Below are 21814 nucleotides of genomic sequence, written 5' to 3' on the forward strand. Positions count from 1 at the left end.
GCCACGAGACCGACGGACGCGGCATACAACCACCGCTTCAAAGGGGCAAGCCGCGCACAAGATTGAGCCAGCACAACGAATACCGCCGCCGCAACGGGAATGGCCCATAGCAGCCCGACCGCCGGCGCCTGCTCCCTCAGCAGCGCATCAGCGGCCACGTTGAGCACCGAGGCGCAGCTCATGCACATGCCGGCACACAGGGCCATCGTCCTCGGCATCAGGGGCCGCGGAGGCATCACATGCTCGCGCTCGGTCGCACTCATACGCAGATGCAATCTTTGATTTTGGCAAGCTTCTTCTCGCCGATTCCCGACACACGCATCAGATCGTCAACCGAGGCAAAAGCACCGTTCTTTGTACGCTCATCGATAATCGACTGTGCCATGGAGGGACCGATGCCCGAGAGCGTCTGCAGCTCTGCCGCGCTTGCCGTATTGATGTTGACTAGGCCCGTTGCGCCACTCACGCCCAATGATGCGGAAGCCCCACCATCAACACCGGCTTCCGCAATGGACGCCTGCTGCTCCCCCACCGTTGGAACGTGAATCTTCTGCCCATCGACGACCTTGGATGCCCGATTGAGCCCCGTAACGTCTGCCTCGGGCGCCAGCCCGCCGGCGGCATCTATCGCCTGAGCCACCCGCGCGCCGTCCTTGACGCGATATACACCGGGCGACACAACAGCGCCATCAACATCGACATAGACTTCTGCCGCGGCAGACGCCTTAGACGAAGAGCCTTCGGATGTCTTTCCGCTCGAGGCATCGCCGGATCCCGGCTCCACCAACGAGTCTGAACCGTCAGTGCGCTCAAACGACACGCCGCCGGCACCGCCGCCAAGGTTCGCCATCGCCAAGCCGCTCGCCATCGCAATGACGACCAGTATCGCCACGACCACCGCCTTATGACCGAACAGCTTGTCCGCCAAGCGGTCCATCTTTTTGACCCGTTCGTGTTGTTCGCGCTGCGCCATAGCAAAACCTCCCAACACCATCGTGTCAGGAAAGGAACTCCGCAACAGCTACGCTCCAAAACCGGTTTTAGCGGTCAAACCAAAAACCGACCAAAACCTTGCACAAATCTGTCCATTTATTCAGGCACACGTCAGCAAATGAACACTTAGCCGCAAAATGCCCAGATAGCAAAAGACCGACGATGCAGGCGCATCGTCGGTCTATGCACAAATTTACTCGTGATCTTGGTAAATCTCACGCGGAGCAAGCTCCGAATGTTTGCATTTTAAGGTCTTGGGGGCCTTATACGTGTTGCTCTCGAAGTCGATGTACTCGGTCTGCTTGAGCAGGCGCTCGATCATCTCCTCGTGATCGAACAACTCCCAGGCCTCATGCACGGCATCGAGTTTAGCGTGCGTCTCGGGACGGCGCGGCATAAAGAGCGTGCAGCAGTCGGGAGCGGCCTCAGTCGAGATATCGAACGTACCGATCTCCTCGGCGCGCGCGATGATCTCCTGCTTGTCCGAACCGATGAGAGGGCGGAACACGGGGATCTTCACGGCCTCGTTGACGGCCATGATGTTCTCAAGCGTTTGGGAGGCAACCTGCCCAAGCGATTCGCCTGTAACGATGGCCTTGGCGCCCTCGATGTGTGCAATGCGCTCGGCAACCGAATACATAATGCGGCGATACATGATCACGCGCAGATTGCTGGGACAGGTGACCGAAATCTCACGCTGGCAGTCGCCAAACGGCACCACGTACAGGCGGCCGATCTGGACACCCGGCTCAAGCGCACGGATGATGTCCTGCACCAAATACTCGCTCGTATCGGGCGTCTGCGGACGACCAGAGAAATGTACCGGCACGCACACCGCGCCGCGACGCGCGAGCATCCAGGTCGCCACCGGAGAATCGATACCCGACGACAGCAGCGTCACGACCTTGCCGGCAGAACCCACCGGCAGACCGCCCACGCCGCGCTCGGAGCGCGCGTACACATAAACGCTACCCTGGACCACCAGTACGTGCACCATCGCATCGGGGTCGTGCATTTGGACCTTTTTATCGGGGAAGGCCTCGCACAACACCTCGCCCACCTGACGATTGATATCAATCGAGGTGAGCTCATAGTCGGTATTGGAGCGCTTGGCGTGCACCTTAAACGAATCGAAGGAACCAAACTCGCGCAGCGCCTTCACGGCGGCGGCACAGTACTCCTGAGGGTCGCGATTGGTGTGATACGCCAAAGACACGCGAGCAACACCGGGAACGGTGCGAATGACACGCGCCGCCTCGTCGGCCTGATGCTCGTTAAAGGTCACGAGGATATAACCGGAAATTCGAGACACGGCATTCACGGAAAAGGCGGCCAAGGCCGCCTTGATGTTATCCATGAGGATATGCTCAAAATGTGCGCGGTTCTTACCCTTCAGTCCAACCTCGTGATAGTGGACCAGGCAGACGCGAGCCGCCATTTAGGCTTCAGCAACCTTGTGGCCGAGCGCCTTCTCGTAACGGGCCTCGTCGTAAGAGATGTCGCCGTCGACAATCTCGTCCATAGCCATCGAGATGGTGTCGGCACCGGAAAGCCCGATGGTGATGTCATCGACATCCTGGACGGCAAGCACGCGGTTGTGCTGGCCACGCAGCATGCTATTGATGTCGCAGGCGCGCTTGGAGGCAAGCGAAGCGAGCAGGAAGCGGTTGTGATCGGTCTTCTCCAGAAGATCGTCAATGCAAGGCTTTACAACGGACACGGACCTCAGATCCTTTCATGCATATCGAGAACGCGAACGAGCTCATCGGTCGCGCGGTCGAGATCGTCATTTACCACGACTTCGTCGTAGCGGTCGGCAAGGGCAAGCTCATCGGCGGCGTTTGCCATACGCAGCTCAATCGTCTCGGGCGTCTCGGTACCGCGACCGACCAGACGCTCGCGGAGTACCTCAAGCGAAGGCGGCTTGATAAAGATCAGCACGGCCTCGGGGAAACGCTCCTTCACCTGCAGGGCACCCTGGACATCGATCTCCAAAATCAGAGATGCGCCAGAGGCGAGCTTGGATGTGACCTCGCTCACCAACGTGCCGTAGCAGTTACCGTGGACCTCGGCCCACTCAACAAACTCGCCGTTTGCCACGCGGCGGTCGAACTCCTCGCGCGTCAGAAAAAAGTAGTTGACGCCGTCGACCTCACCTTTGCGTGGTGCTCGCGTGGTAGCCGAAACCGTCAGGCCCAGGTTCGAGCGGCGCTCGCGCACACGAGTGACGAGCGTACCCTTGCCTGCGCCTGACGGTCCAGAAATCACAAAGAGCTTGGAATCCTGAGCGCTCACTTATTTGGTCAGCTGCTCGAGGAGCTGCTCGCGCTGACGGACGCCGAGGCCCTGGACGCGACGGGTAGCGGAGATACCGAGCTCCTCCATGATCTTGGCGGCCTTGGCCTTGCCATAACCAGGGAGAGACTCGATGAGGGTGGAAACCTTCATGCGGGAAGCGATGGGGTCATCGGAGTTGAGCACGGACTCGAGGGACTTCTCGCCCTTCTTGATCTGCTCGCGAAGCTCAGCGCGGGCGTGACGTGCGGCAGCAGCCTTCTCAAGAGCCTGCTTGCGCTGCTCATCGGTAAGCTGAGGGAGTGCCATTCGTACCTCCAAATAGTTGGGTTATATCTGATTCAATAATTGGCATTTTAGCACGTAGAACGTACAAAATGCCCAATCGCGGCTCCATAGGTTAGACGATACCCGCAAAAAGTGCAATATACTGCGCCCAAAGTTAAGCCCCTGACCTGCGATTCCACACAAAGGATGGGAAAGTTTACGCAGGCACAGGGGCTATTTTGTGCTAATGAAACCCAAAAGTGGTGACTTAGGGGAATCTTTTACGCGACGTTTTCGACCAGCTCAGCGACGATGGCGTCAAAGGCGGCAACCGGATCGTCGGCACCGGTGATGGGACGGCCCACCACAATGTGGCTTGCGCCACGCTCGATAGCCTGGGAAGGCGTCGCCACGCGGGACTGGTCACCAAGGGCGGCACCCACCGGACGCACACCCGGAGTCACAATCAGGGCATCAGGGCCCAGCAGCTCACGCATGTCGTGAGCCTCCATCGGCGAGCACACGATGCCATCGATGCCGTTGGCCTGAGCGAGCTTTGCCAGGCGGGCGGCCTCCTCGGCCACAGGCGACTCGACGCCGATCTCGCTCAAGGCATCCTGATTCATGCTCGTGAGCACGGTGATGGCGACGAGCTTGGCGCGGTCCTCGCGCGCCTCCTCGGCACCCTCGCGGCAGGCAGCGAGCATGGCGCCCGAACCCAAGCCGTGAACCGAGAGCAGGTCGGCACCGGCAAGCGAGGCCGAACGGGCGGCACCGCGAACCTGATGCGGAATATCATGGAACTTAAGGTCAAGGAAGACTTTAAAGCCCAGGTCCTTAAAGGTCTTGACGATCTCGGGGCCCTCAGCGTAATAGAGCGTCATGCCAACTTTGAGCCAGGCGGCATGGCCCGAAAGCTCGTGGGCGAGCTCGAGCGCACGCTCACGGCCGCAGTCGAGGGCGACGATAACGCGGTCGCGGGCATCGGTCTCTAGCATTCGAAAGCACCTACCAGCTCGTTGATGTCCTTTACGCCCTGGGACTCGGCCCAGGCCTCGAGCTCGTGCGCGATCTTGAGCGAAGCGCACGGATCGACGAAGTTGGCCATGCCGACCGACACGCAGGTGGCGCCGGCCAGGATAAACTCGGCCGCATCCTCGCCGGTCATGACGCCGCCGACACCGTTGATGGGGATATCGACGGCCTGGGCAACCTCCCAGACCATGCGCACGGCGATGTGGTGGCACAGCGGGCCCGAAAGGCCGCCCTTGGGCTTGGCCACGCGGGACTTGCGGGTATGGACATCGATGGCCATGCCCTGGATGGAGTTGATGACCGAAAGGCCGTCGGCGCCGGCAGCCTCGAGGGCCTTGGCGATCTCGGCGACATTGACCGGAGCCATCTTTACGAACAGCGGCTTATCGGTCACCTTACGGCAGGCAGCCATAACGGCAGAGGCGCCCTCGGGCGAGGAGCCCATGGCGGCACCGCCGGCGGCAATATTGGGGCAGCTGACGTTGATCTCGTAGCCGGCAGCCCAGGGGCACAGCTCGACATACATCTCGAGCGCGCGGACAAACTCCTCGACGGAGTGACCGGCGACCTGACAGATGACCTGACAACCGTCCTTGGAGAGCTGCTCGAGCCACGGACCGGACTCGCGGGCAAAAGCGGCCACGCCGGGGTTCTGAAGGCCCACGGAGTTAATCATACCGCCGGGAATCTCGGCCATGCGGGGCGCGGGGTTGCCGGGCCAGGGCTCGGCAGCGCAACCCTTGGTGGTGATGGCGCCCAGCTGGGAAACATCAAAGAAGTTCTGGAACTGCCAACCGTAGCCAAAGGTACCGGCTGCGGTGTTGATGGGGTTCTGCATCTTGACGCCGCCGAAATCGACGGCCATGTTCACGGTACCCACTAGAAGACCACCACCTTGGAAGCATCGAACACGGGGCCGCACATGCAGGCGCCCTTCATACCGTCGACCGTCTCTACATTGCAGGTGTTGCAGGCGCCAAAGCCACAGCTCATCATGCGCTCAAGCGACACCTCGCAGTACGCACCGGCCTCGGCGGCAGCGGCGGCGACTATCTTCATCATGACGGCGGGACCGCAGCTGGCCACATAGTCGTAGCCGCCCTCGCCGAGCAGCTCGGCTGCCGGGTCGGTGCAAAAACCGTGCGTGCCCAGCGTGCCATCATCGGTGCAAACGTTGACCGTGGCGCACAGCGCGCGGAACTCATCGACGCCCACGGCCTTGGAAGCAGTACCAAAGCCCAGGCACACGTCGACGGCCACACCCTGCTCGGCAAGCTTGCCGGCAAGGCACAGCACGGGCGGAACGCCGATGCCGCCGGCGACAAGCAGGGCCTTCCTGGTGCCCTCGGGTACCATCCAGCCACGGCCACCGGGGCCCAGCAGGTTAGAGGTGGAGCCAGGGCCCATCTGGGACAAACGACGGGTATCGTCGCCCACGACGGCGTACCACAGCTCGACGGTGCCGGCCTCGGCGTCGGCGCGGTAGTAGCTCAGGGGCACGCGAAGCAGCGAGGACGCATCGCCGGGTACGGCGATGTTCACAAACTGACCGGGCTTGAGCGCACTTGCAAGCTTGGGGGCCGAGATGACGAGCGAGAAGATGCCGTCGGCGATCTCCTGGTTCGAGACGACCTCGAAGTCGTGCATGCGTGCAGTGGAAGGTGTGGGCATAGACGCTCCAATCCCCCATGCGGTTGCATGGTCAAAACGAACAGAAAGCGCGGCACCGCAAGGGCACCGCGCACAAAAGCGATAAGGCTATGCTAGCAGATGCAGCCGTCGGCGAGCGTCTGCTTACCGCCGACAAACACATCGGTGGCACGACCGGTAAGCGTGCGGCCGGCAAAACCGGAGTTCTCGGCGCGCGACTCGTAACCGTCCTCGCCGACCGTCCAGGTGGCAGAGGGGTCGAACACGGTCAGGTCAGCAACGGAGCCCGCCTTGACCTGAACCTGGTCGAGGCCCAGGATCTCACGCGGCTTGATGGCCATGAGCTCGACCATACGGCCCATGCTCATCTTGCCCGTGTTGACCAGCTCGGTGAGCACGAGCGACAGCGAGGTCTCGAGACCGATCATGCCAAAGGGCGCAAGCTCGAACTCGCGGGCCTTCTCCCACGGGGTGTGGGGAGCGTGATCGGTGACGATAACGTCGACGGTGCCGTCGATGACGCCCTGACGGATGGCCTCGGCATCCTCCTCGGTACGCAGCGGCGGATTGACCTTGAGCGAGGTGTTGTAGGTCTCGTCCAGGTCGTTCTCGGTCAGGAACATGTGATGCGGGGTGGCCTCACAGGTAACCTGAACGCCAGCGGCCTTACCGGCACGCACGATCTCCAGGCCATGGGCGGTGGAGATGTGCTGAATGTGCAGCTTGGCACCAGTCAGCTTGGCGATCTCGATGTCGCGGGCGATCTGGAGCTCCTCGCCGGCAGCCGGCCAACCCTCGAGAGCCAGACGGGTCGAGACCTTGCCCTCGTTGATCTGGCCGTGGCCGACCAGATCCTCGTCCTGGCAGTGGCTCATAAAGACCTTGCCGAACATCTTGCCGTAGTCCATGCAGCGACGGAGCATGCCCGCACCCTGCACGCCGCGACCGTCGTCGGTGAAGGCGACGGCGCCGTGGGCGACCATATCGCCCATCTCGGACATGGCCTCGCCCTTAAGACCGCGGGTCATGGCACCCGACGGATAGACGCGGCAGTGACCGACCTCGGCAGCACGGGACTTGACGAACTCCACGACGGTGCCGTTATCGGTGACGGGATCGGTGTTGGGCATGGAGCACACACCGGTAAAGCCGCCCTTGGCAGCTGCGCGGGTACCGCTCTCGATATCCTCTTTGACCTCGTAGCCGGGCTCGCGAAGGTGAACGTGCATATCCACCAGGCCGGGGACGAGGTACTTGCCGGAAAGGTCGCGGACCTCGGCTCCCTCGACGGCGAGATTCTCGCCGACCTCGGCGATCTTGTCGCCGTCAATCAGGACGTCAACGACACCGTCAAGCTCGACGGACGGGTCGACGACGTGGGCATTCTTAAGAAGCAAGGCCATTATCGGCACCTCCAAGCAGCAGATACAGGATAGCCATACGCACGCAGATACCGGCGTAGACCTGCTCCAGGATGACGGAGCGTTGCGGGTGGTCGGCCATATAGGAGTCGAACTCGACGCCGCGGTTGATGGGGCCCGGGTGGCAGATGATTGCGTCGGGCTTCATGAGCTTCTCGCGGTCCTTGGTCAGACCGAAGAGCTTGTGGTACTCACGAATGGTCGGGAACGGGGCACCCTCGAGGCGCTCCTGCTGCACGCGCAGCATGTAGACAACGTCCAGCTCGGGCAGGACAGAATCGAGATCGCTCGTCACGTGGTCGCAGCCCAGAACCTCGGGCGCCGGCGGCAGCAGCGTGCCGGGGGCGACGGCGTAGGTCTCGCAGCCCATGATCTTAAGGGCGGGAATCAGCGAGCCGCAGACACGGGAGTGTGAGATATCGCCGACGACGGCGACCTTCAGACCGTGGAAGTCACCCTTATGCTCCCAGATGGTGTACAGGTCGAGAAGGGCCTGCGTGGGGTGGTTGTGCTTGCCGTCACCGGCGCAGATGACGCTCGCGGGCGAGTTCTGCGTGACGATGTAGGGAGCACCGGCGTGCTTATCGCGCACGACGATGCAGTCGATCTTATAGGCGTTGAGGGTCTCGACGGTGTCGACGAGGCTCTCGCCCTTGACCGTGGAGGTCGAGGAGCCGCCAAAGTTGAGGCTGTCGGCCGAAAGACGCTTCTCGGCGAGCTCGAAGGAGCTGCGGGTGCGCGTCGAGGGCTCGTTGAACATGTTGACGATGGTCTTGCCCTTGAGCGTGGGGACCTTCTTGATCGCACGCTCGTTGACCTCGGAGAACGCCTTGGCGGTCTCGAGGATGAGCTTGATGTCCTCTTCGGAGTACTCGGTAATGTCGATCAGGTGCTTATGGTTGAACGCCACGGTACTACTCACCTCCCAGCGGCGCAGAACCCACGTGGGAGCCCGGCGCGACGTCGTTGATCTCGACGGCGGTGTGGCCGTCGACTTCCTTCATATATAGATGCACGTTCTCCTCATGCGACGAGGGAACGTTCTTGCCGACAAAGTCCGGCGAGATGGGGAGCTCGCGGTGGCCGCGGTCAACGAGGACTGCCAACTCAATGCGGCTCGGACGGCCCAGGTCCATGACGGCGTCGAGAGCGGCGCGGATGGTACGGCCCGTATACAGGATGTCGTCCACCAGCACGACGCGCTTGCCGTCGACGCTAAAGGGAATGTTGGTGGCGTGGATCGCGGGAGCGAAATTGGTCGCATAGTCATCGCGGTAGAAGCTGATGTCGAGGCTGCCGAGCGGAACTTCGACGCCCTCGATCTCCTTGATCTCGTCGGCGAGCTTCTTAGCCAGAAGGTCGCCGCGCGTGACGATGCCGACCAGAGCGAGGTCTTCACAGCCCTCGTTGCGCTCGAGAATCTCGTGCGCGATGCGGGTCATCGCTCGATTGACGGCGGTCTCGTCCATGATGACCGCCTTGGGGGAAGTCGTGCCCATCGATCTCCTTCCTCACATGTCTTGACTGCTGACACAGTCAAAAAAATAGATGCCCGACCGCTTAAAGCGGACCAGACACCCACAGGAAGGGCTGCTCTTTGGCAGCTATGTAATTCCATGTGGGTATCTCGTACCCCTTTAATGGTCAAGGGATAGTGTAGCCAACCTCGAGCTTAATTGCGAGCATAAATACAGAGCAATCCGTAAACGGAGCCCAAAGCCCAATAAACCTATATATATTTGTGGGACGAGCTTGAAAACGCACGCACGAGCTGGCATAATCCCCTCTGCTGCACGCAAATCGGATCTACGTCCAGGGCCGTGGCGTGGGCACTATCGCCAAAAGAGGAATATCTCTGTGTAGATTGCGCACAGGGAGCGACTTCTGTGCTATAGTTCAGGCTTGTTTGTTAACGCGACATGTTCGTTTGTCGCCCAAGGAGGGTCAGTTATGTCCAAAGTTTGCGAAGTTTGCGGTAAGCACCCCGTTGCCGGTCGCTCCATCAGCCACTCTCACCGCGTCACCAACCGTAAGTTCCGCCCCAACATCCAGCGCGTCTACGTCGTCGTCGATGGTCACCGTCGCAAGATGAACGTTTGCTCCACCTGCCTCAAGTCCGGCAAGGTTGCGCGCTCCTAAATAAGGTCTTACCAACAAGTACCTCGGACTCTCCGGGTCAAAGACCTCGCGTTCACATAGAACTTACCAAAGGCGCCCCCCTACGGAGGGCGCCTTTTTGCACTCATTGGGGACAGACTTACATGAGTGTTTTCACGCATTGGGGACAGACTTAGATGAGTGCTTTCCAAAGCTCACAGTGCATCGACGAACTCACGGCGCTTCGATCGCCACCAGTACGTACCTCACGCCGCCTCGTTCCAGCCCGCGGTGGCCTTGGTTACGCTTGTGGCGCCGATGCCGGTGATACGGGCAATTTGCTTGACCGTGAGATGCGCCCGCCTGAGCCTCAGCAGACAGGCATCGCGATCGGGGCGTGGCAGGGCCTTGAGCATCGCAGGATCTATGCTCGGAAGCACTTCGCGCGCAATGGAAAGGACCTCCTCATCGTGGATCCGCCGGCGTGGAAGAACCTCCACTGACCAGATGCGCTCGGCAACTTCCTTGAGATGCTCGCAATAGCAACGGGAGCCTCCGACAATATCGAGCATAGGGGCCGCATCACAGATGTCAAAGGGATCATAGCCCAGCTCATATGCCTTGTAGCTTGACCAGCGGTACGCCTCGAGTGAGTCGAGCGCACCTTTCACGGGATTGAGATGGATATAGTCGAGCAGTTGCACCGCTTGCGTGTCCGACTCAACAGCGACCCGCGAATAGCGATTATCAAAGAGATGCCCCGTTCTCCCCGTTTTCCCATTGAAATACTTAGCATATGCCGTCAATGCGCACTGCATCGCCTTTGAAAGATTGTCGAACGGATCATCAACCATCAAATGAAAGTGGTTGTCCATAAGGCACCAAGCCAAAACCGCCACTTCATGGCGCGCAAACCTGTCCGAGATATCCGATAGGAAACGATAGCGGTCGGAGTCATCTTCAAAAATAATCTGTTTAGAGTTACCACGGTCAAAGACGTGGTAATAGCCGGTGAGCGAAACGGCACGGGCGCATCGGGGCATAATCTCTCCTTTCAAAAACTGAACAGGCAACACCTAAAAGGAGAGAAGGAACGCGAAATGCTGAGCCTGTGACCTATTTATATCCAATGAGCGGCAAAAATAGGTCAAGAACGGCAAAATGGCAAATCGATGTCTGTCCCCAATGAGTGAAAGCACTCATGTAAGTCTGTCCCCAATGAGCGGGGCGATGCGCAGGGCAGATAGATTTAGTTGAAACGGTTCATTTGATTGAAGCGTTTTAGTTTGTCTTTTACGGGAATCTGCCCGTTCACCGAATTATTTCTTGCTATCATGCATCTTGTAGGGTAAATCTCCGATCGCAAGGAGACACAAATGGTGAAAAAGTCACCGGAAAACACTACTCCCGCCATCGTGGACAACGTGGAGGCGCTTGAGGCCAAACTCAAATCTATGCGTGAGGCCCAGGCTAAATTCGCTGAGTACACTCAGGAGCAGGTAGACAAGATCTTCTACGAGGCTGCTATGGCCGCCAACAAGGCTCGTATTCCTTTGGCCAAGCTCGCCATCGAGGAGACCGGCCGTGGCGTTCTCGAGGACAAGGTCATCAAGAACCACTACGCCGCTGAGTACATCTACAACGCTTACAAGAACACCAAGACCTGCGGTGTCATCGAGCGCGACGACGCTTACGGCATCACCAAGGTCGCCGAGCCGATCGGTATCGTTGGCGCTGTCATCCCGACCACCAACCCGACCTCCACGGCCATCTTCAAGACGCTCATCTGCCTGAAGACCCGTAACGCCATCATCATCTCCCCGCACCCGGCAGCCGCCAAGTGCACCATCGCCGCCGCCAAGCTCGTTCTCGACGCAGCTGTCAAGGCCGGTGCTCCTGAGGGCATCATCGGCTGGGTCGACAAGCCGTCCATCGAGCTGACCAACATGGTCATGCGCGACGTCGACATCATTCTCGCAACCGGTGGCCCGGGCATGGTCAAGGCTGCTTACTCCTCCGGTAAGCCCGCACTCGGCGTCGGCGCCGGCAACACCCCGGTCATCATCGACGATACCGCGGACATCAAGCTCGCCGTCAACTCCATCATCCACTCCAAGACCTTCGACAACGGCATGATCTGCGCTTCCGAGCAGTCCGTGACCGTCATCGACACCATCTATGACCAGGTCAAGGCCGAGTTCCAGAAGCGCGGCTGCTACTTCGTCAAGCAGGGTGCCGAGATGGAGGCCCTGCGTGCCGCCATGTTCAAGAACGGCGCTCTCGATCACCGCATCCCCGGCATGGCTGCCGCCAAGATCGCCGAACTCGCCGGCATCGAGGTTCCCGCCAAGACCAAGATCCTGATCGCCGAGGTCACCTCCACCGATCCCGAGAAGGAAGAGTTCTCCCACGAGAAGCTCTCCCCGGTCCTCGCTATGTATCACGCCAGTGACTTCCAGGAGGCCGTTGACAAGGCAGAGCACCTCGTCCTCGCAGGTGGCCCGGGCCACACCGCCTCTCTCTACGTGCACCCGGCACAGAGCGAGAAGATCGCTAAGTTCCAGCACGTCATGAAGGCCTGCCGCATCGTCATCAACACCCCGTCCTCGCACGGCGGCATCGGTGACCTCTACAACTTCGGCATGAAGCCGTCTCTAACCCTGGGCTGCGGCTCCTGGGGTGGCAACTCCGTCTCCGAGAACGTTGGGGTGAAGCACTTGATCAACGTCAAGACCGTGGCAGAGCGCCGCGAGAACATGCTGTGGTTCCGCGCACCCGAGAAGGTCTACTTCAAGAAGGGCTGCACGCCCGTCGCACTCGACGAGCTCGGCACCGTAATGGGCAAGAAGCGCGCCTTCATCGTTACCGACCAGTTCCTCTTCAAGAATGGCAACACGCGTGCCATCGAGGCCAAGCTCGATGAGATGGGCATCGCTCACGACTGCTTCTACGACGTTGAGCCCGATCCCTCCCTGCAGTGCGCACGTCGCGGCGCCAAGCAGATGACGCTCTTCGAGCCGGATGTCATCATCGCCGTTGGCGGCGGTTCCGCAATGGACGCCGGCAAGATTATGTGGATGATGTACGAGCACCCCGAGGCGAACTTCGAGGACATGGCCATGGACTTCATGGACATCCGCAAGCGTATCTTCACCTTCCCCGAGATGGGCAAGAAGGCTTACTTCGTCGCCGTCCCGACCTCTTCGGGCACTGGCTCCGAGTGCACGCCGTTCGCCATCATCACCGACAAGGAGACCGGCATCAAGTGGCCGCTCGCCGACTACGCGCTGCTCCCCAACATGGCAATCGTCGACGCTGACAACTGCATGACCGCCCCGAAGGGCCTCACCGCAGCTTCCGGTATTGACGTCATGACCCACGCCATCGAGTCCTACGTCTCCATCATGGCTTCCGATTACACCAAGGGCCTCTCCGAGCGCGCCGCAAAGCTCGTCTTCGAGAACCTCCCGAGCTCCTTCACCAACGGTGCCAAGGATCCGCACGCTCGCGAGGAGATGCACAACGCATCCTGCATGGCCGGTATGGCATTCGGTAACGCCTTCCTGGGCCTCAACCACTCCATGGCCCACAAGCTCGGCGCTTTCCACCATCTGCCCCACGGCCTCGCAAACGCAGTCATCCTGACCCGCGTCATGCGTTACAACGCCGCCGAGGCTCCTGTCAAGATGGGAACCTTCTCTCAGTATCCTTACCCCAACGCGCTGCACAACTACGCCGAGATGGCTCGTTACTGCGGCATCGACGGCAAGGACGACCGTGAGGTCTTCGAGAACTTCATCACCAAGCTCACCGAGCTCTGCGACTTCATCGGTGTCAAGCACACCATCGCTGAGTACGGCGTTGACGAGAAGTACTTCCTCGACACCCTCGACGAGATGACCGAGCAGGCATTCAACGACCAGTGCACCGGCGCTAACCCCCGTTACCCGCTGATGAGCGAGATCAAGGAGCTCTACCTTGACGCCTACTACGGCCGCGAGCCTCAGGACTACGCCGTCTGCTAGTTTTAGCACGGTTTTTAACGGCGGGGGTGCACGGGTGTTTCACACACCCCCGCCGTCGCTTCTATCGCATCGTTGAAAGGATGCAACCATGCTGCTACCCGATTCCAAGACCGAGCTCGTCCGCCGTGGCAACAAGGTCGTTTACGACCTGGGCGACAAGATCGTCAAGGTCTTTAACGAGACCAAGCCCGTCTCCGACGTGTTCAACGAGGCTTTGAATCTTGCCCGCATCAATGAGTGCGGCATCCGCAGCCCCAAGGCTCTCGAGGTTTCCCAGCTCGAGAACGCCAACGGCTGGGCGCTCGTGACCGAGAAGGTTCCGGGCACTACCCTTGCCGAGAAGATGACTGCCGAGCCCCAGCGCTTTGGTGAGTACCTCGAGATGTTCGTCGACCTCCAGATCGAGATCCACGGCTACACCTCCCCGCTGCTTAACCGTCAGCGCGACAAGTTCGCCCGTATGATCGACAGCCTTGATCAGCTCAATGCCACCACGCGCTACAACCTTCAGGAGCGTCTGGACGGCATGACCAAGGAGTTCAAGGTCTGCCACGGCGACTTCAACCCCTCCAACGTCATCGTCGGCGACGACGGCCAGCTCTATGTGTGCGACTGGGCACACGCTACCCAGGGCTCCCCTGCTGCCGACGTTGCCACCACCTACCTGCTCTTTGCCCTCAACAGCAAGGACCAGGCCGAGGCCTACCTGGAGCTCTACTGCGACCGCGCCGACATGCCCATGCAGGTCGTGCGTCAGTGGACGAGCATCGTCGCCGCTTCCGAGCTCGCTCGTAAGCGCAACGTGAACGATGAGTTCCTGAAGAACTGGATCGACGTCGTCGATTATCAGTAATATCTGAGCGATTTATTTCGCATCGGAGGCACAAAGAAAACCCCGCAGCTCATATGGGCTGTGGGGTTTTTCTTTTAGATATCGAGGATGCCACAAGATATAAGGACGGCCCCGCATCTCCCCGATCTGGAGAAATGCGGGGCCGTCCCGTATATCGAACTACAAGCGAAATCGTCGATTAACGGCGTGCTGCCTTCACAAGCTCGGCGACCTTGGCGACGACCTCGTCGATCGCCACATCCTCGCGCTCACCCGTGGCACGGTCCTTGAGCTCAACGGTGCCATTCTTAAGGCCACGCTTACCCAGAACGACCTGATACGGGAAGCCCATAAGGTCGTTGTCGGCAAACTTAAAGCCGGGACGCTCGTCGCGGTCGTCGACGACAACCTCGATACCCTCGGCGCACAGGCCATCAACGATCTGCTCGCAGACGGTAGCGCACTCCTCCTTCTTGGGATCGAGCGGAATCACCGCGACCTCGAACGGGGCAACGGAGACCGGCCAGACGATGCCATGCTCGTCGTTGTGCTGCTCCACGACGGCAGCGAGCGAGCGGGACACACCAACGCCGTAGCAGCCCATGATGAGCGGCTTCTCCTTGCCGTCCTCGTCCATAAAGGTGGCACCCATGGCCTCGGAATACTTGGTGCCCAGCTGGAAGACCTGAGAGACCTCGATGCCGCGGGCAGCGGAGAGCGGCTTGCCGCAGTGCGGGCAGGGGTCGCCGGCGACAACGGTGACCAGATCGGCCCACTCATCGACGGTAAAGTCGCGCTCGGGGCAGGCACCGGTAAAGTGATAGTCGACCTCGTTGGCGCCACAGGCCCACTGTTTGGACTCGCGCAGGCTCTCGTCGCAGACCAGACGAATGCCATCGGGCAGGTTAACCGGTCCGATAAAGCCTTTGTGCAGACCGTTCGCCTGAAGCTCCTCGTCGGTCATCATGCGATAGCCCTTGCCAAAGACGTGCTCGGCCTTGCAGTCATTGAGCTCATGATCACCCGGGACAATGGCCACGACGGGCTTGCCCTCGGCGTCGATGAGTGCCAGCGACTTGCGCGTGCCGTTCTCGGGGAACCCAAAGAACTTTGCAACGGCCTCGATGGTGCCCATGCCCGGAGTCTCGACCTTGGTAAGCGTACCGTCGCCAGGACCCTCGGTCACAACGACCTTGGTGCTTGCGGCCTCATCGTCGGCAGCAAAGCCGCAATCGTCGCAGTAGACGAGCGAAGCCTCGCCGGCGTCGGCCAAAGCCATGTACTCGACGGAGGTATCGCCACCGATCTCACCGGAGTCGGCAACAACGGGCAGGGCCTTGATATAGCAGCGCTCGCAAATGTTGGCATAGGCCTGCTTCATCTTGTCATACTCCTCCTGCAGGCTCTCCTGCGTGGCGGAGAAGCTGTAGGCGTCCTTCATGATGAACTCGCGACCGCGCATCAGGCCAAAGCGGGGGCGGAACTCGTCGCGGAACTTGTCCTGAATGTGGTACAGGTTGACGGGCAGCTGCTTGTAGGAGCGCAGCTCGTTGCGCACCAGGGCCGTGACGGTCTCCTCGTGCGTGGGGCCCAGGACGAACTCGCGACCATGACGGTCGTCAAAGCGCACAAGCTCCTTGCCATAGGCGTCGATGCGCCCGGACTCGCGCCACAACTCGGCGTCGACCATGATAGGCATCATAAGCTCCTGGGCGCCGGCAGCGTCCATCTCGTCGCGCACGATATTCTCGATCTTACGGATCGAGCGCCAAGCAAGCGGCAGGTAGGAATACAGGCCGGCGGCCTCCTTGCGGATCATGCCGGCACGGAGCAGCAGGCGGTGACTGGCGAGCTCAGCGTCCGCCGGATCCTCTTTAAGCGTCGGCGCATAGAGCTTAGACATGTACATTGCTCGGGTCATTTATTTCTCCTCAATAAGTTTGTCGACCTCGGCCATCAGCGCGTCGACAATTTGGTCCTCAGCTACTTTACCAATGATCTGGCCATGCGAAAAGAGCAAGGCCTGACCACGTCCGCAAGCAACGCCCAGGTCGGCATCAGAAGCCTCGCCGGGGCCATTAACGGCACATCCCATGACGGCAATCGAAAGCGGCGCGGCATAGTTCTTAAGCCGCTCGGTGACCTCCTCGGCGATGGGAATCAGGTTAACCTGGCAGCGGGCGCACGTGGGGCACGAGACAATCTCGGGACCACGGCGACGCAGGCCCAGCGACTGCAAAATCCCCCAGGCGACCGGCGGCTCCTCAACCGGATCAGCTGTGAGCGACACACGCATGGTGTCGCCAATGCCTTCGGAAAGCAAGATACCCAAGCCTACAGAGCTCTTGATGGTGCCCTGGAGCTTGGTCCCCGCCTCCGTCACGCCCAGGTGAAGCGGAACGTGTGGAATCTCACGCGACAGGGCTCGATAGGTATCGAGCGTCGTTTGCACGCTATGGGCCTTGGCCGAAAGCACAATGTTCTTAAAGCCGCGGTCCTCAAAGTGCTTGACGAAACGCTCGCTCGACATCACGAGCTTTTCGGGCTGCGTGAGGTCGTCGCGCTCGGCGATATCCTGCTCGAGCGAACCGGCATTGACGCCGATACGAATCGCGCACCCAGCGGCGCCCGCGGCATCGATCACGGCATCGACCTTAGCCCAATCGCCGATATTGCCGGGATTGATGCGAAGCTTGGCGGCACCAGCCTCGACGGCGCCGATGGCGAGCTTATGGTTAAAGTGAATATCGGCGACGATCGGCACCGGAGACTCGGCACAGATGATGCGGAAACCCTCAAGCGCGGCCTCGGTGGGCACGCTCACACGCACGATATCGCAGCCAGCCTGCGCCAACGCGCACACTTGCGCAAGCGTTGCCTGGGCGTCAGCGGTATCGGTGCAGGTCATGGATTGGACCACCACCGGCGCGCCGCCACCGATCTGCACACCGCCCACATGCACGGGGCGCGTCAACTCGCGAGGCAAAGGATGGGATAAAGACAATCCAAACACTCCCCTACAGGATAAATCGAAGGACGTCGGAACGAAGCATATAGACAAACAGCAGCGCAAAGAGCGCGATGCCCACATAGCTCACAATCGTCTGGACCTTGAGCGGAAGCTCGCGGCCAGCAATCTTTTGAATGATCTCGATGACCAGCTTGCCGCCATCGAGTGGTGGGATGGGCAGCAGGTTCATAAAGCCAAGCGAAAACGAAATGAGGGCGGCAAACGAAAGGAACGTGGCAGGGCCGGCAGCAGCAGCCTGTGAGGACATAACGCTAATGCCCACGATTGAAGAAGACTGATCGAGAATCTCCATCGTATGCTGCGGCTGGAGCAGGCGCATCACGCCCTCCGCTGTCTGCACGACATAGGAGAACGAAAGGCGAGCCGACGTGATGGGGTCTAAACGGACCACCTGCGTAGAGGCATACACACCTAGGCGCTCGTCCTCTTTGAGCGCAACCGAGGTCGAATGCTGCTTGCCGTCGCGCTCATACTCAATGGCGATATCGTCCTTACCGGCGGCCTTGCCGATGGCATCGTAAACGTCCATCCAGGTAGAGCACGATACTCCGTCAACCGAAAGGATCGCATCGCCGCCCTCGATACCCGCCTTGGCGGCAATAGACCCCTCGTCAACCTGACCGATCACGTTGGTATCCATCGGCACGGTGACACCCGCAATAGAGTAGATGCTCATAAGCAGCAAAAAGCCCGTCAGGATATTGACGAGAATGCCCGCGAGCAGCATAAAGGCGCGCTTGAGAAAACCCTGGCCCAGATAGGTATGCGAACGCTCTCGCGCAAGGAACTCGGCTTCGCCGCACGGCAGCTCCCACACATCGCCCTCGGTAGTCGCATGCTCTCGATCGAAACGGCGGCCGTCAAAGGTGGTGTAACCCGCCGCATCTCGTGGCAGCGTCTGATACTTGGTGGGATAGTAGCTCGGCGAGGGCTTCTCCCCTTTCTCATACCAAGGCGCGATAGAGCCCCAACCCAAGAGCAAGGCGCATGCCTCGAGCACAACCTCCTCGGATAGCTCGAGCTCGGCGGCAAGGTCGGCCACGGTCACGCGACCATGACGATAGATAGCCGCGAGCACGCGATCGGCGCACGAGACGTCGGTCGGATCCATACCGCAGATGGCAGCGTAGCCACCCAGCAGCAGCGGGGTCACGCCAAACTTGGTTCCAATGCGACGTGACGTGTAATGGATGTCAAAGCGACACGGCAGGCCCAAAAAGAACTCGGTCACACGGACGCCGCAGGCACGCGCCGCCAAAAAGTGGCCGCCCTCGTGCAAAAACACAAGGACGGAAAGCATCAGCAGGCCCCAAAAGACCGATGAGAGAACGCTCAGAACAGTATCCATAAAACGAAAAAGCAATCCTTATGGGTTAGGAACGGGTTGCGGCGAGCACCTGCGCAGCCTTTTCACGCGCCCATGCATCGATGTCGCGAAGCTGCTCAAACGAATCGACCGCCTGCATATCGTGGGAATCCATGCAGGATTCCACAATGCAATCGATATCGGTAAAGCTGCAGCCATCGTGCAGGAAGGCATCGACGGCGACCTCGTTGGCGGCATTGAGCACGCACGGCATGGTGCCACCCGTCTTGCCGGCACGTTCGGCCAGTGCCAGACAGCGGAAGGTATCCATGTCGGCAGCATCAAACGTGAGCTGCCCCAGCTCGCGGAAATCGATACGAGGCGCCGGGGTATCCCAACGCTCGGGATACGAGAACGCGAACTGGATGGGAATACGCATGTCGGAAGCACCGAGATGCGCCATCACGGAGCCGTCGGCGAACTCGACCATAGAGTGAATCTTGGACTGACGCTGCACGACCACGTTAATGAAATCGAGGTCGCAGTTAAACAGATGCATGGCCTCAATGCGCTCCAGGCCCTTGTTCATGAGGGTGGCGGAGTCGATGGTGATCTTGGCACCCATGGCCCACGTGGGATGTGCGAGGGCATCGGCACGCGTCACGCGGTCGAGCTCGTCGCGGGTGCGGCCAAAGAACGGACCGCCCGAGCAGGTGAGCCAAATACAATGAGCCTCGCGTGGGTTCTCCCCCAGATAGCACTGGTAGATGGCGGAGTGCTCAGAGTCGACTGGAATAAGCTGGCCCGGTTGCGCCAACGGCATAAGCAAGTCGCCGCCGACGACGAGGGACTCCTTGTTGGCAAGGGCAAGACGCTTATTCGAGGTCAAGGCCGCATGGCTCGCCTCGAGACCGGCGGCGCCCACAATAGCGACGAGCACGCAGTCGACATCGTCGCGACGCGCGAGCTCGCAAACCGCCTGCGCGCCAACGCCGAGCTTCGTTCCCTCGGGCAACTCCTGCAGCACGGCGTCATCGCCATGAGCGACATCGGCCACGGCAACCGCCGGAACCGAGAACTCGCGGGCAGCGGCAACGAGCTCGGAGGTACTGGAGTTAACGGACAGCGCCGTCACCTGCAGGCGATCGGCATGCTGGCGGCACACATCGAGCGCCTGGGTGCCGATAGAGCCCGTACAACCCAGGATGGCAACACGGAGGCGTCCATCGGGGCCATACGTCGTCTGGAAGGACATTACAGCACGCCTCCGATCATCAAAAGCAGCTGCGCGGTAATGCAGCCAAAGATAAGCGAATCGCTACGATCGAGCATGCCGCCGTGGCCCGGGATAAGGTTACCGGAATCCTTAACGCCCACACCGCGCTTGATGCGCGACTCGATGAGGTCTCCGATAACGCCCAGGACGGACACGACCACGCCGCACAGCAGCGCATAGGGCAGGCTGAGCTTGTAGAAGTGCGTCGCCCACAGGATAAGCCAAATCAAAACCGAGCCCAGGATGCCGCCGACAAACCCCTCCCAGCTCTTTTTGGGAGAGATCTTGGGAACCATCTTGTGCTTGCCGATACGGCTACCCACGATGTAGGCAAACGAATCGGAGACCCAAAGGGACGCGCAAACGCCCACCGAAAGCAGGGCGCCGGCAAAACCGGGCACGGCATCGCGCAGCAGCACGATAGCCGACAGCATAAAGCCAGTGTAGATGGGACCCATGAGCGTCACGGCCACATCAGAGATGCGGGTACGCGGCGACCAAACATACCAAATGCCCACAGCGAGCATCAGGGCAAAAAGCAGGGCATTCAGCAACATCGAATCGCCCAACGCCGACAGCGGAAAGAGTACGGCGGCAGCGATACCCATGCGCTCGTTAGCCATCTTGCCATCGAGCCTCGTCATACGGAAAAACTCATAGCAGCACAGACCACTCATGACAGAAACAAAGATGGCCGTGGGCACGATACCCAAAACCAGGCAAAGGATAAAGACAACGGCGTAAACGATACCGGCGGCGGCACGGGTAATAAAGCCCGCCAGCCACGAACCGGTGCCGCTCTTCGCTGTAGGCGCTCCCGCAGCGGTAGCTTTGCGCGCAGGCGTCTTGGGAGCAGATGCCTTGGGACGATCGGACACGATTAAGCCTCCTCGGTCTTGCTCAGTCCACCAAACCTACGGTCACGGCCCTGATAGGCCAAAATGGCGTCGACAAGGCCCCAGCGATCAAAGTCGGGCCAATAGTTATCGGTGACGTAGAACTCGGAATAAGCCACCTGCCACAGCAGATAGTTCGAAAGGCGCAGCTCACCAGAGGTGCGAATCACAAGCTCAGGATCGGGAAGACCGGCGGTATAGAGGTGGGAAGCCACCATGTCGTCATCAATTGCGCCAGGATCGATCTTACCGGCGGCAGCGTCGAGTGCGATCTGACGGACAGCGCGGGTAATCTCGGAACGCGCGCCGTAGTTGACGGCAAGCGCCAGCGTCATACCGGTGTGATCGGCGCACTCGGCAAGACCGCGTTCAAAAACGTCGCGGGTCTTCTTGGGCAGCGCGGAAATGTCACCCAAAAAGACAACGCGCACGTTTTCGCGCTTCAGAAGCGGCAACTCGTCGATGAACGTCTTGGCAAACAAGTGCATCAAGACGTTGACCTCATGCTGCGGGCGGTTCCAGTTTTCGGTAGAAAACGCATAGGCAGAAAGCACGTCGACGCCCAGGCGCACGCAGGCGGTAATGATCTCGCGCAGCGAGACGATACCCGCCTTGTGGCCCTCAGTGCGTGCAAGACCGCGCGACGTGGCCCAACGACCGTTGCCGTCCATGATGCACGAGATATGGTGC

22 protein-coding genes are annotated in these 21814 nt (G+C 60.2%); 3 read left to right on the forward strand and 19 right to left on the reverse strand.

Annotation, left to right across the window (positions count from 1 at the left end; genetic code table 11):
• From AB5405_RS07065 to pyrR, 12 genes are all read right to left on the reverse strand, one after another.
• A partial coding sequence (locus AB5405_RS07065; protein ID WP_368138009.1) for a hypothetical protein occupies positions 1 to 263 on the reverse strand: 263 nt, incomplete at its 3' end.
• Complete coding sequence (locus AB5405_RS07070) at positions 260 to 973, reverse strand: helix-hairpin-helix domain-containing protein (RefSeq protein ID WP_368138010.1); 714 nt, start codon at positions 971 to 973, stop codon at positions 260 to 262. The genes AB5405_RS07070 and AB5405_RS07065, both read right to left, overlap by 4 nt.
• A 213-nt stretch (positions 974 to 1186) precedes the next feature.
• Positions 1187 to 2431 (reverse strand): tRNA uracil 4-sulfurtransferase ThiI, encoded by a 1245-nt coding sequence (gene thiI, locus AB5405_RS07075; protein ID WP_368138011.1) that lies wholly within the window; start codon positions 2429 to 2431, stop codon positions 1187 to 1189.
• Positions 2432 to 2713: a DNA-directed RNA polymerase subunit omega gene (locus AB5405_RS07080; protein ID WP_035138532.1), complete on the reverse strand. Its 282-nt coding sequence runs from the start codon at positions 2711 to 2713 to the stop codon at positions 2432 to 2434.
• A 5-nt stretch (positions 2714 to 2718) separates the two neighbouring features.
• Positions 2719 to 3288 (reverse strand): guanylate kinase, encoded by a 570-nt coding sequence (gene gmk / locus AB5405_RS07085; protein ID WP_368138012.1) that lies wholly within the window; start codon positions 3286 to 3288, stop codon positions 2719 to 2721.
• Entirely contained in the window at positions 3289 to 3597 is a 309-nt protein-coding gene (gene mihF, locus AB5405_RS07090; RefSeq protein WP_006236130.1) for an integration host factor, actinobacterial type, read from the reverse strand. It abuts the gene before it with no gap.
• Between the two features lie 239 nt (positions 3598 to 3836).
• Positions 3837 to 4553 (reverse strand): orotidine-5'-phosphate decarboxylase, encoded by a 717-nt coding sequence (pyrF, locus tag AB5405_RS07095; RefSeq protein ID WP_368138013.1) that lies wholly within the window; start codon positions 4551 to 4553, stop codon positions 3837 to 3839.
• Positions 4547 to 5455 carry a dihydroorotate dehydrogenase gene (locus AB5405_RS07100; RefSeq protein ID WP_055309933.1) on the reverse strand — a complete coding sequence of 303 codons (909 nt, stop codon included), beginning with the start codon at positions 5453 to 5455 and terminating at the stop codon, positions 4547 to 4549. The genes pyrF and AB5405_RS07100 overlap by 7 nt, the downstream gene beginning before the upstream one ends.
• 14 nt (positions 5456 to 5469) lie before the next feature.
• Positions 5470 to 6237 (reverse strand): dihydroorotate dehydrogenase electron transfer subunit, encoded by a 768-nt coding sequence (locus AB5405_RS07105; RefSeq protein ID WP_368138020.1) that lies wholly within the window; start codon positions 6235 to 6237, stop codon positions 5470 to 5472.
• Between the two features lie 116 nt (positions 6238 to 6353).
• A complete protein-coding gene (locus AB5405_RS07110) occupies positions 6354 to 7643 on the reverse strand; it encodes a dihydroorotase (protein WP_118273339.1) in 1290 nt (429 codons plus the stop codon).
• Positions 7627 to 8571: an aspartate carbamoyltransferase catalytic subunit gene (locus AB5405_RS07115; protein ID WP_055285144.1), complete on the reverse strand. Its 945-nt coding sequence runs from the start codon at positions 8569 to 8571 to the stop codon at positions 7627 to 7629. The genes AB5405_RS07110 and AB5405_RS07115 overlap by 17 nt, the downstream gene beginning before the upstream one ends.
• 4 nt (positions 8572 to 8575) lie before the next feature.
• Positions 8576 to 9160, reverse strand: coding sequence for a bifunctional pyr operon transcriptional regulator/uracil phosphoribosyltransferase PyrR (gene pyrR, locus AB5405_RS07120; protein ID WP_260699307.1), 585 nt, complete (start codon positions 9158 to 9160; stop codon positions 8576 to 8578).
• Positions 9161 to 9611: 451 nt separating this feature from the next.
• On the opposite strand from pyrR, the gene rpmB reads away from it, so the two are divergent.
• A complete protein-coding gene (gene rpmB / locus AB5405_RS07125; protein ID WP_022094725.1) occupies positions 9612 to 9800 on the forward strand; it encodes a 50S ribosomal protein L28 in 189 nt (62 codons plus the stop codon).
• A gap of 224 nt (positions 9801 to 10024) precedes the next feature.
• Here the strand turns inward: rpmB and AB5405_RS07130 are convergent, their stop codons facing one another.
• Complete coding sequence (locus AB5405_RS07130; RefSeq protein ID WP_368138014.1) at positions 10025 to 10801, reverse strand: transposase; 777 nt, start codon at positions 10799 to 10801, stop codon at positions 10025 to 10027.
• A 333-nt stretch (positions 10802 to 11134) separates the two neighbouring features.
• On the opposite strand from AB5405_RS07130, the gene adhE reads away from it, so the two are divergent.
• Both adhE and AB5405_RS07140 read left to right on the forward strand, forming a co-directional pair.
• Positions 11135 to 13783 (forward strand): bifunctional acetaldehyde-CoA/alcohol dehydrogenase, encoded by a 2649-nt coding sequence (adhE, locus tag AB5405_RS07135; RefSeq protein ID WP_152068224.1) that lies wholly within the window; start codon positions 11135 to 11137, stop codon positions 13781 to 13783.
• 88 nt (positions 13784 to 13871) lie between these two features.
• Positions 13872 to 14636 carry an aminoglycoside phosphotransferase family protein gene (locus AB5405_RS07140; protein WP_006236119.1) on the forward strand — a complete coding sequence of 255 codons (765 nt, stop codon included), beginning with the start codon at positions 13872 to 13874 and terminating at the stop codon, positions 14634 to 14636.
• Between the two features lie 178 nt (positions 14637 to 14814).
• On the opposite strand, the gene AB5405_RS07145 is transcribed toward AB5405_RS07140, so the two are convergent.
• From AB5405_RS07145 to uppS, 6 genes are all read right to left on the reverse strand, one after another.
• The gene (locus AB5405_RS07145; protein WP_368138015.1) at positions 14815 to 16536 is read right to left on the reverse strand and encodes a proline--tRNA ligase; all 1722 of its coding nucleotides are present in this window, start codon (positions 16534 to 16536) and stop codon (positions 14815 to 14817) included.
• Entirely contained in the window at positions 16537 to 17619 is a 1083-nt protein-coding gene (gene ispG / locus AB5405_RS07150) for a flavodoxin-dependent (E)-4-hydroxy-3-methylbut-2-enyl-diphosphate synthase (RefSeq protein WP_368138016.1), read from the reverse strand. It abuts the gene before it with no gap.
• Between the two features lie 13 nt (positions 17620 to 17632).
• Positions 17633 to 18994 (reverse strand): M50 family metallopeptidase, encoded by a 1362-nt coding sequence (locus tag AB5405_RS07155; RefSeq protein ID WP_368138017.1) that lies wholly within the window; start codon positions 18992 to 18994, stop codon positions 17633 to 17635.
• 25 nt (positions 18995 to 19019) lie between these two features.
• Positions 19020 to 20207 carry a 1-deoxy-D-xylulose-5-phosphate reductoisomerase gene (gene dxr / locus AB5405_RS07160; RefSeq protein ID WP_368138018.1) on the reverse strand — a complete coding sequence of 396 codons (1188 nt, stop codon included), beginning with the start codon at positions 20205 to 20207 and terminating at the stop codon, positions 19020 to 19022.
• Positions 20207 to 21106: a phosphatidate cytidylyltransferase gene (locus AB5405_RS07165; RefSeq protein WP_232219788.1), complete on the reverse strand. Its 900-nt coding sequence runs from the start codon at positions 21104 to 21106 to the stop codon at positions 20207 to 20209. Before AB5405_RS07165 ends, dxr begins: the two co-directional genes overlap by 1 nt.
• Before the next feature lie 2 nt (positions 21107 to 21108).
• A partial coding sequence (uppS, locus tag AB5405_RS07170; RefSeq protein WP_368138019.1) for an undecaprenyl pyrophosphate synthase occupies positions 21109 to 21814 on the reverse strand: 706 nt, incomplete at its 5' end.

This window comes from Collinsella aerofaciens, assembly GCF_040920445.1.
Taxonomy (GTDB): Bacteria; Actinomycetota; Coriobacteriia; order Coriobacteriales; family Coriobacteriaceae; genus Collinsella; species Collinsella aerofaciens_BH.

Bases quoted from the DNA above. Each gene is read 5' to 3' on its own strand.
- AB5405_RS07100 (WP_055309933.1), bottom strand. From the start codon at position 5,455: ATGGCCGTCGATTTCGGCGGCGTCAAGATGCAGAACCCCATCAACACC.
- mihF (WP_006236130.1), bottom strand. From the start codon at position 3,597: ATGGCACTCCCTCAGCTTACCGATGAGCAGCGCAAGCAGGCTCTTGAG.
- pyrR (WP_260699307.1), bottom strand. From the start codon at position 9,160: ATGGGCACGACTTCCCCCAAGGCGGTCATCATGGACGAGACCGCCGTC.
- thiI (WP_368138011.1), bottom strand. From the start codon at position 2,431: ATGGCGGCTCGCGTCTGCCTGGTCCACTATCACGAGGTTGGACTGAAG.
- pyrF (WP_368138013.1), bottom strand. From the start codon at position 4,553: ATGCTAGAGACCGATGCCCGCGACCGCGTTATCGTCGCCCTCGACTGC.
- AB5405_RS07145 (WP_368138015.1), bottom strand. From the start codon at position 16,536: ATGACCCGAGCAATGTACATGTCTAAGCTCTATGCGCCGACGCTTAAA.
- adhE (WP_152068224.1), top strand. From the start codon at position 11,135: ATGGTGAAAAAGTCACCGGAAAACACTACTCCCGCCATCGTGGACAAC.
- AB5405_RS07105 (WP_368138020.1), bottom strand. From the start codon at position 6,237: ATGCACGACTTCGAGGTCGTCTCGAACCAGGAGATCGCCGACGGCATC.
- dxr (WP_368138018.1), bottom strand. From the start codon at position 20,207: ATGTCCTTCCAGACGACGTATGGCCCCGATGGACGCCTCCGTGTTGCC.
- AB5405_RS07155 (WP_368138017.1), bottom strand. From the start codon at position 18,994: ATGGATACTGTTCTGAGCGTTCTCTCATCGGTCTTTTGGGGCCTGCTG.
- AB5405_RS07110 (WP_118273339.1), bottom strand. From the start codon at position 7,643: ATGGCCTTGCTTCTTAAGAATGCCCACGTCGTCGACCCGTCCGTCGAG.
- AB5405_RS07070 (WP_368138010.1), bottom strand. From the start codon at position 973: ATGGCGCAGCGCGAACAACACGAACGGGTCAAAAAGATGGACCGCTTG.
- AB5405_RS07130 (WP_368138014.1), bottom strand. From the start codon at position 10,801: ATGCCCCGATGCGCCCGTGCCGTTTCGCTCACCGGCTATTACCACGTC.
- AB5405_RS07140 (WP_006236119.1), top strand. From the start codon at position 13,872: ATGCTGCTACCCGATTCCAAGACCGAGCTCGTCCGCCGTGGCAACAAG.
- rpmB (WP_022094725.1), top strand. From the start codon at position 9,612: ATGTCCAAAGTTTGCGAAGTTTGCGGTAAGCACCCCGTTGCCGGTCGC.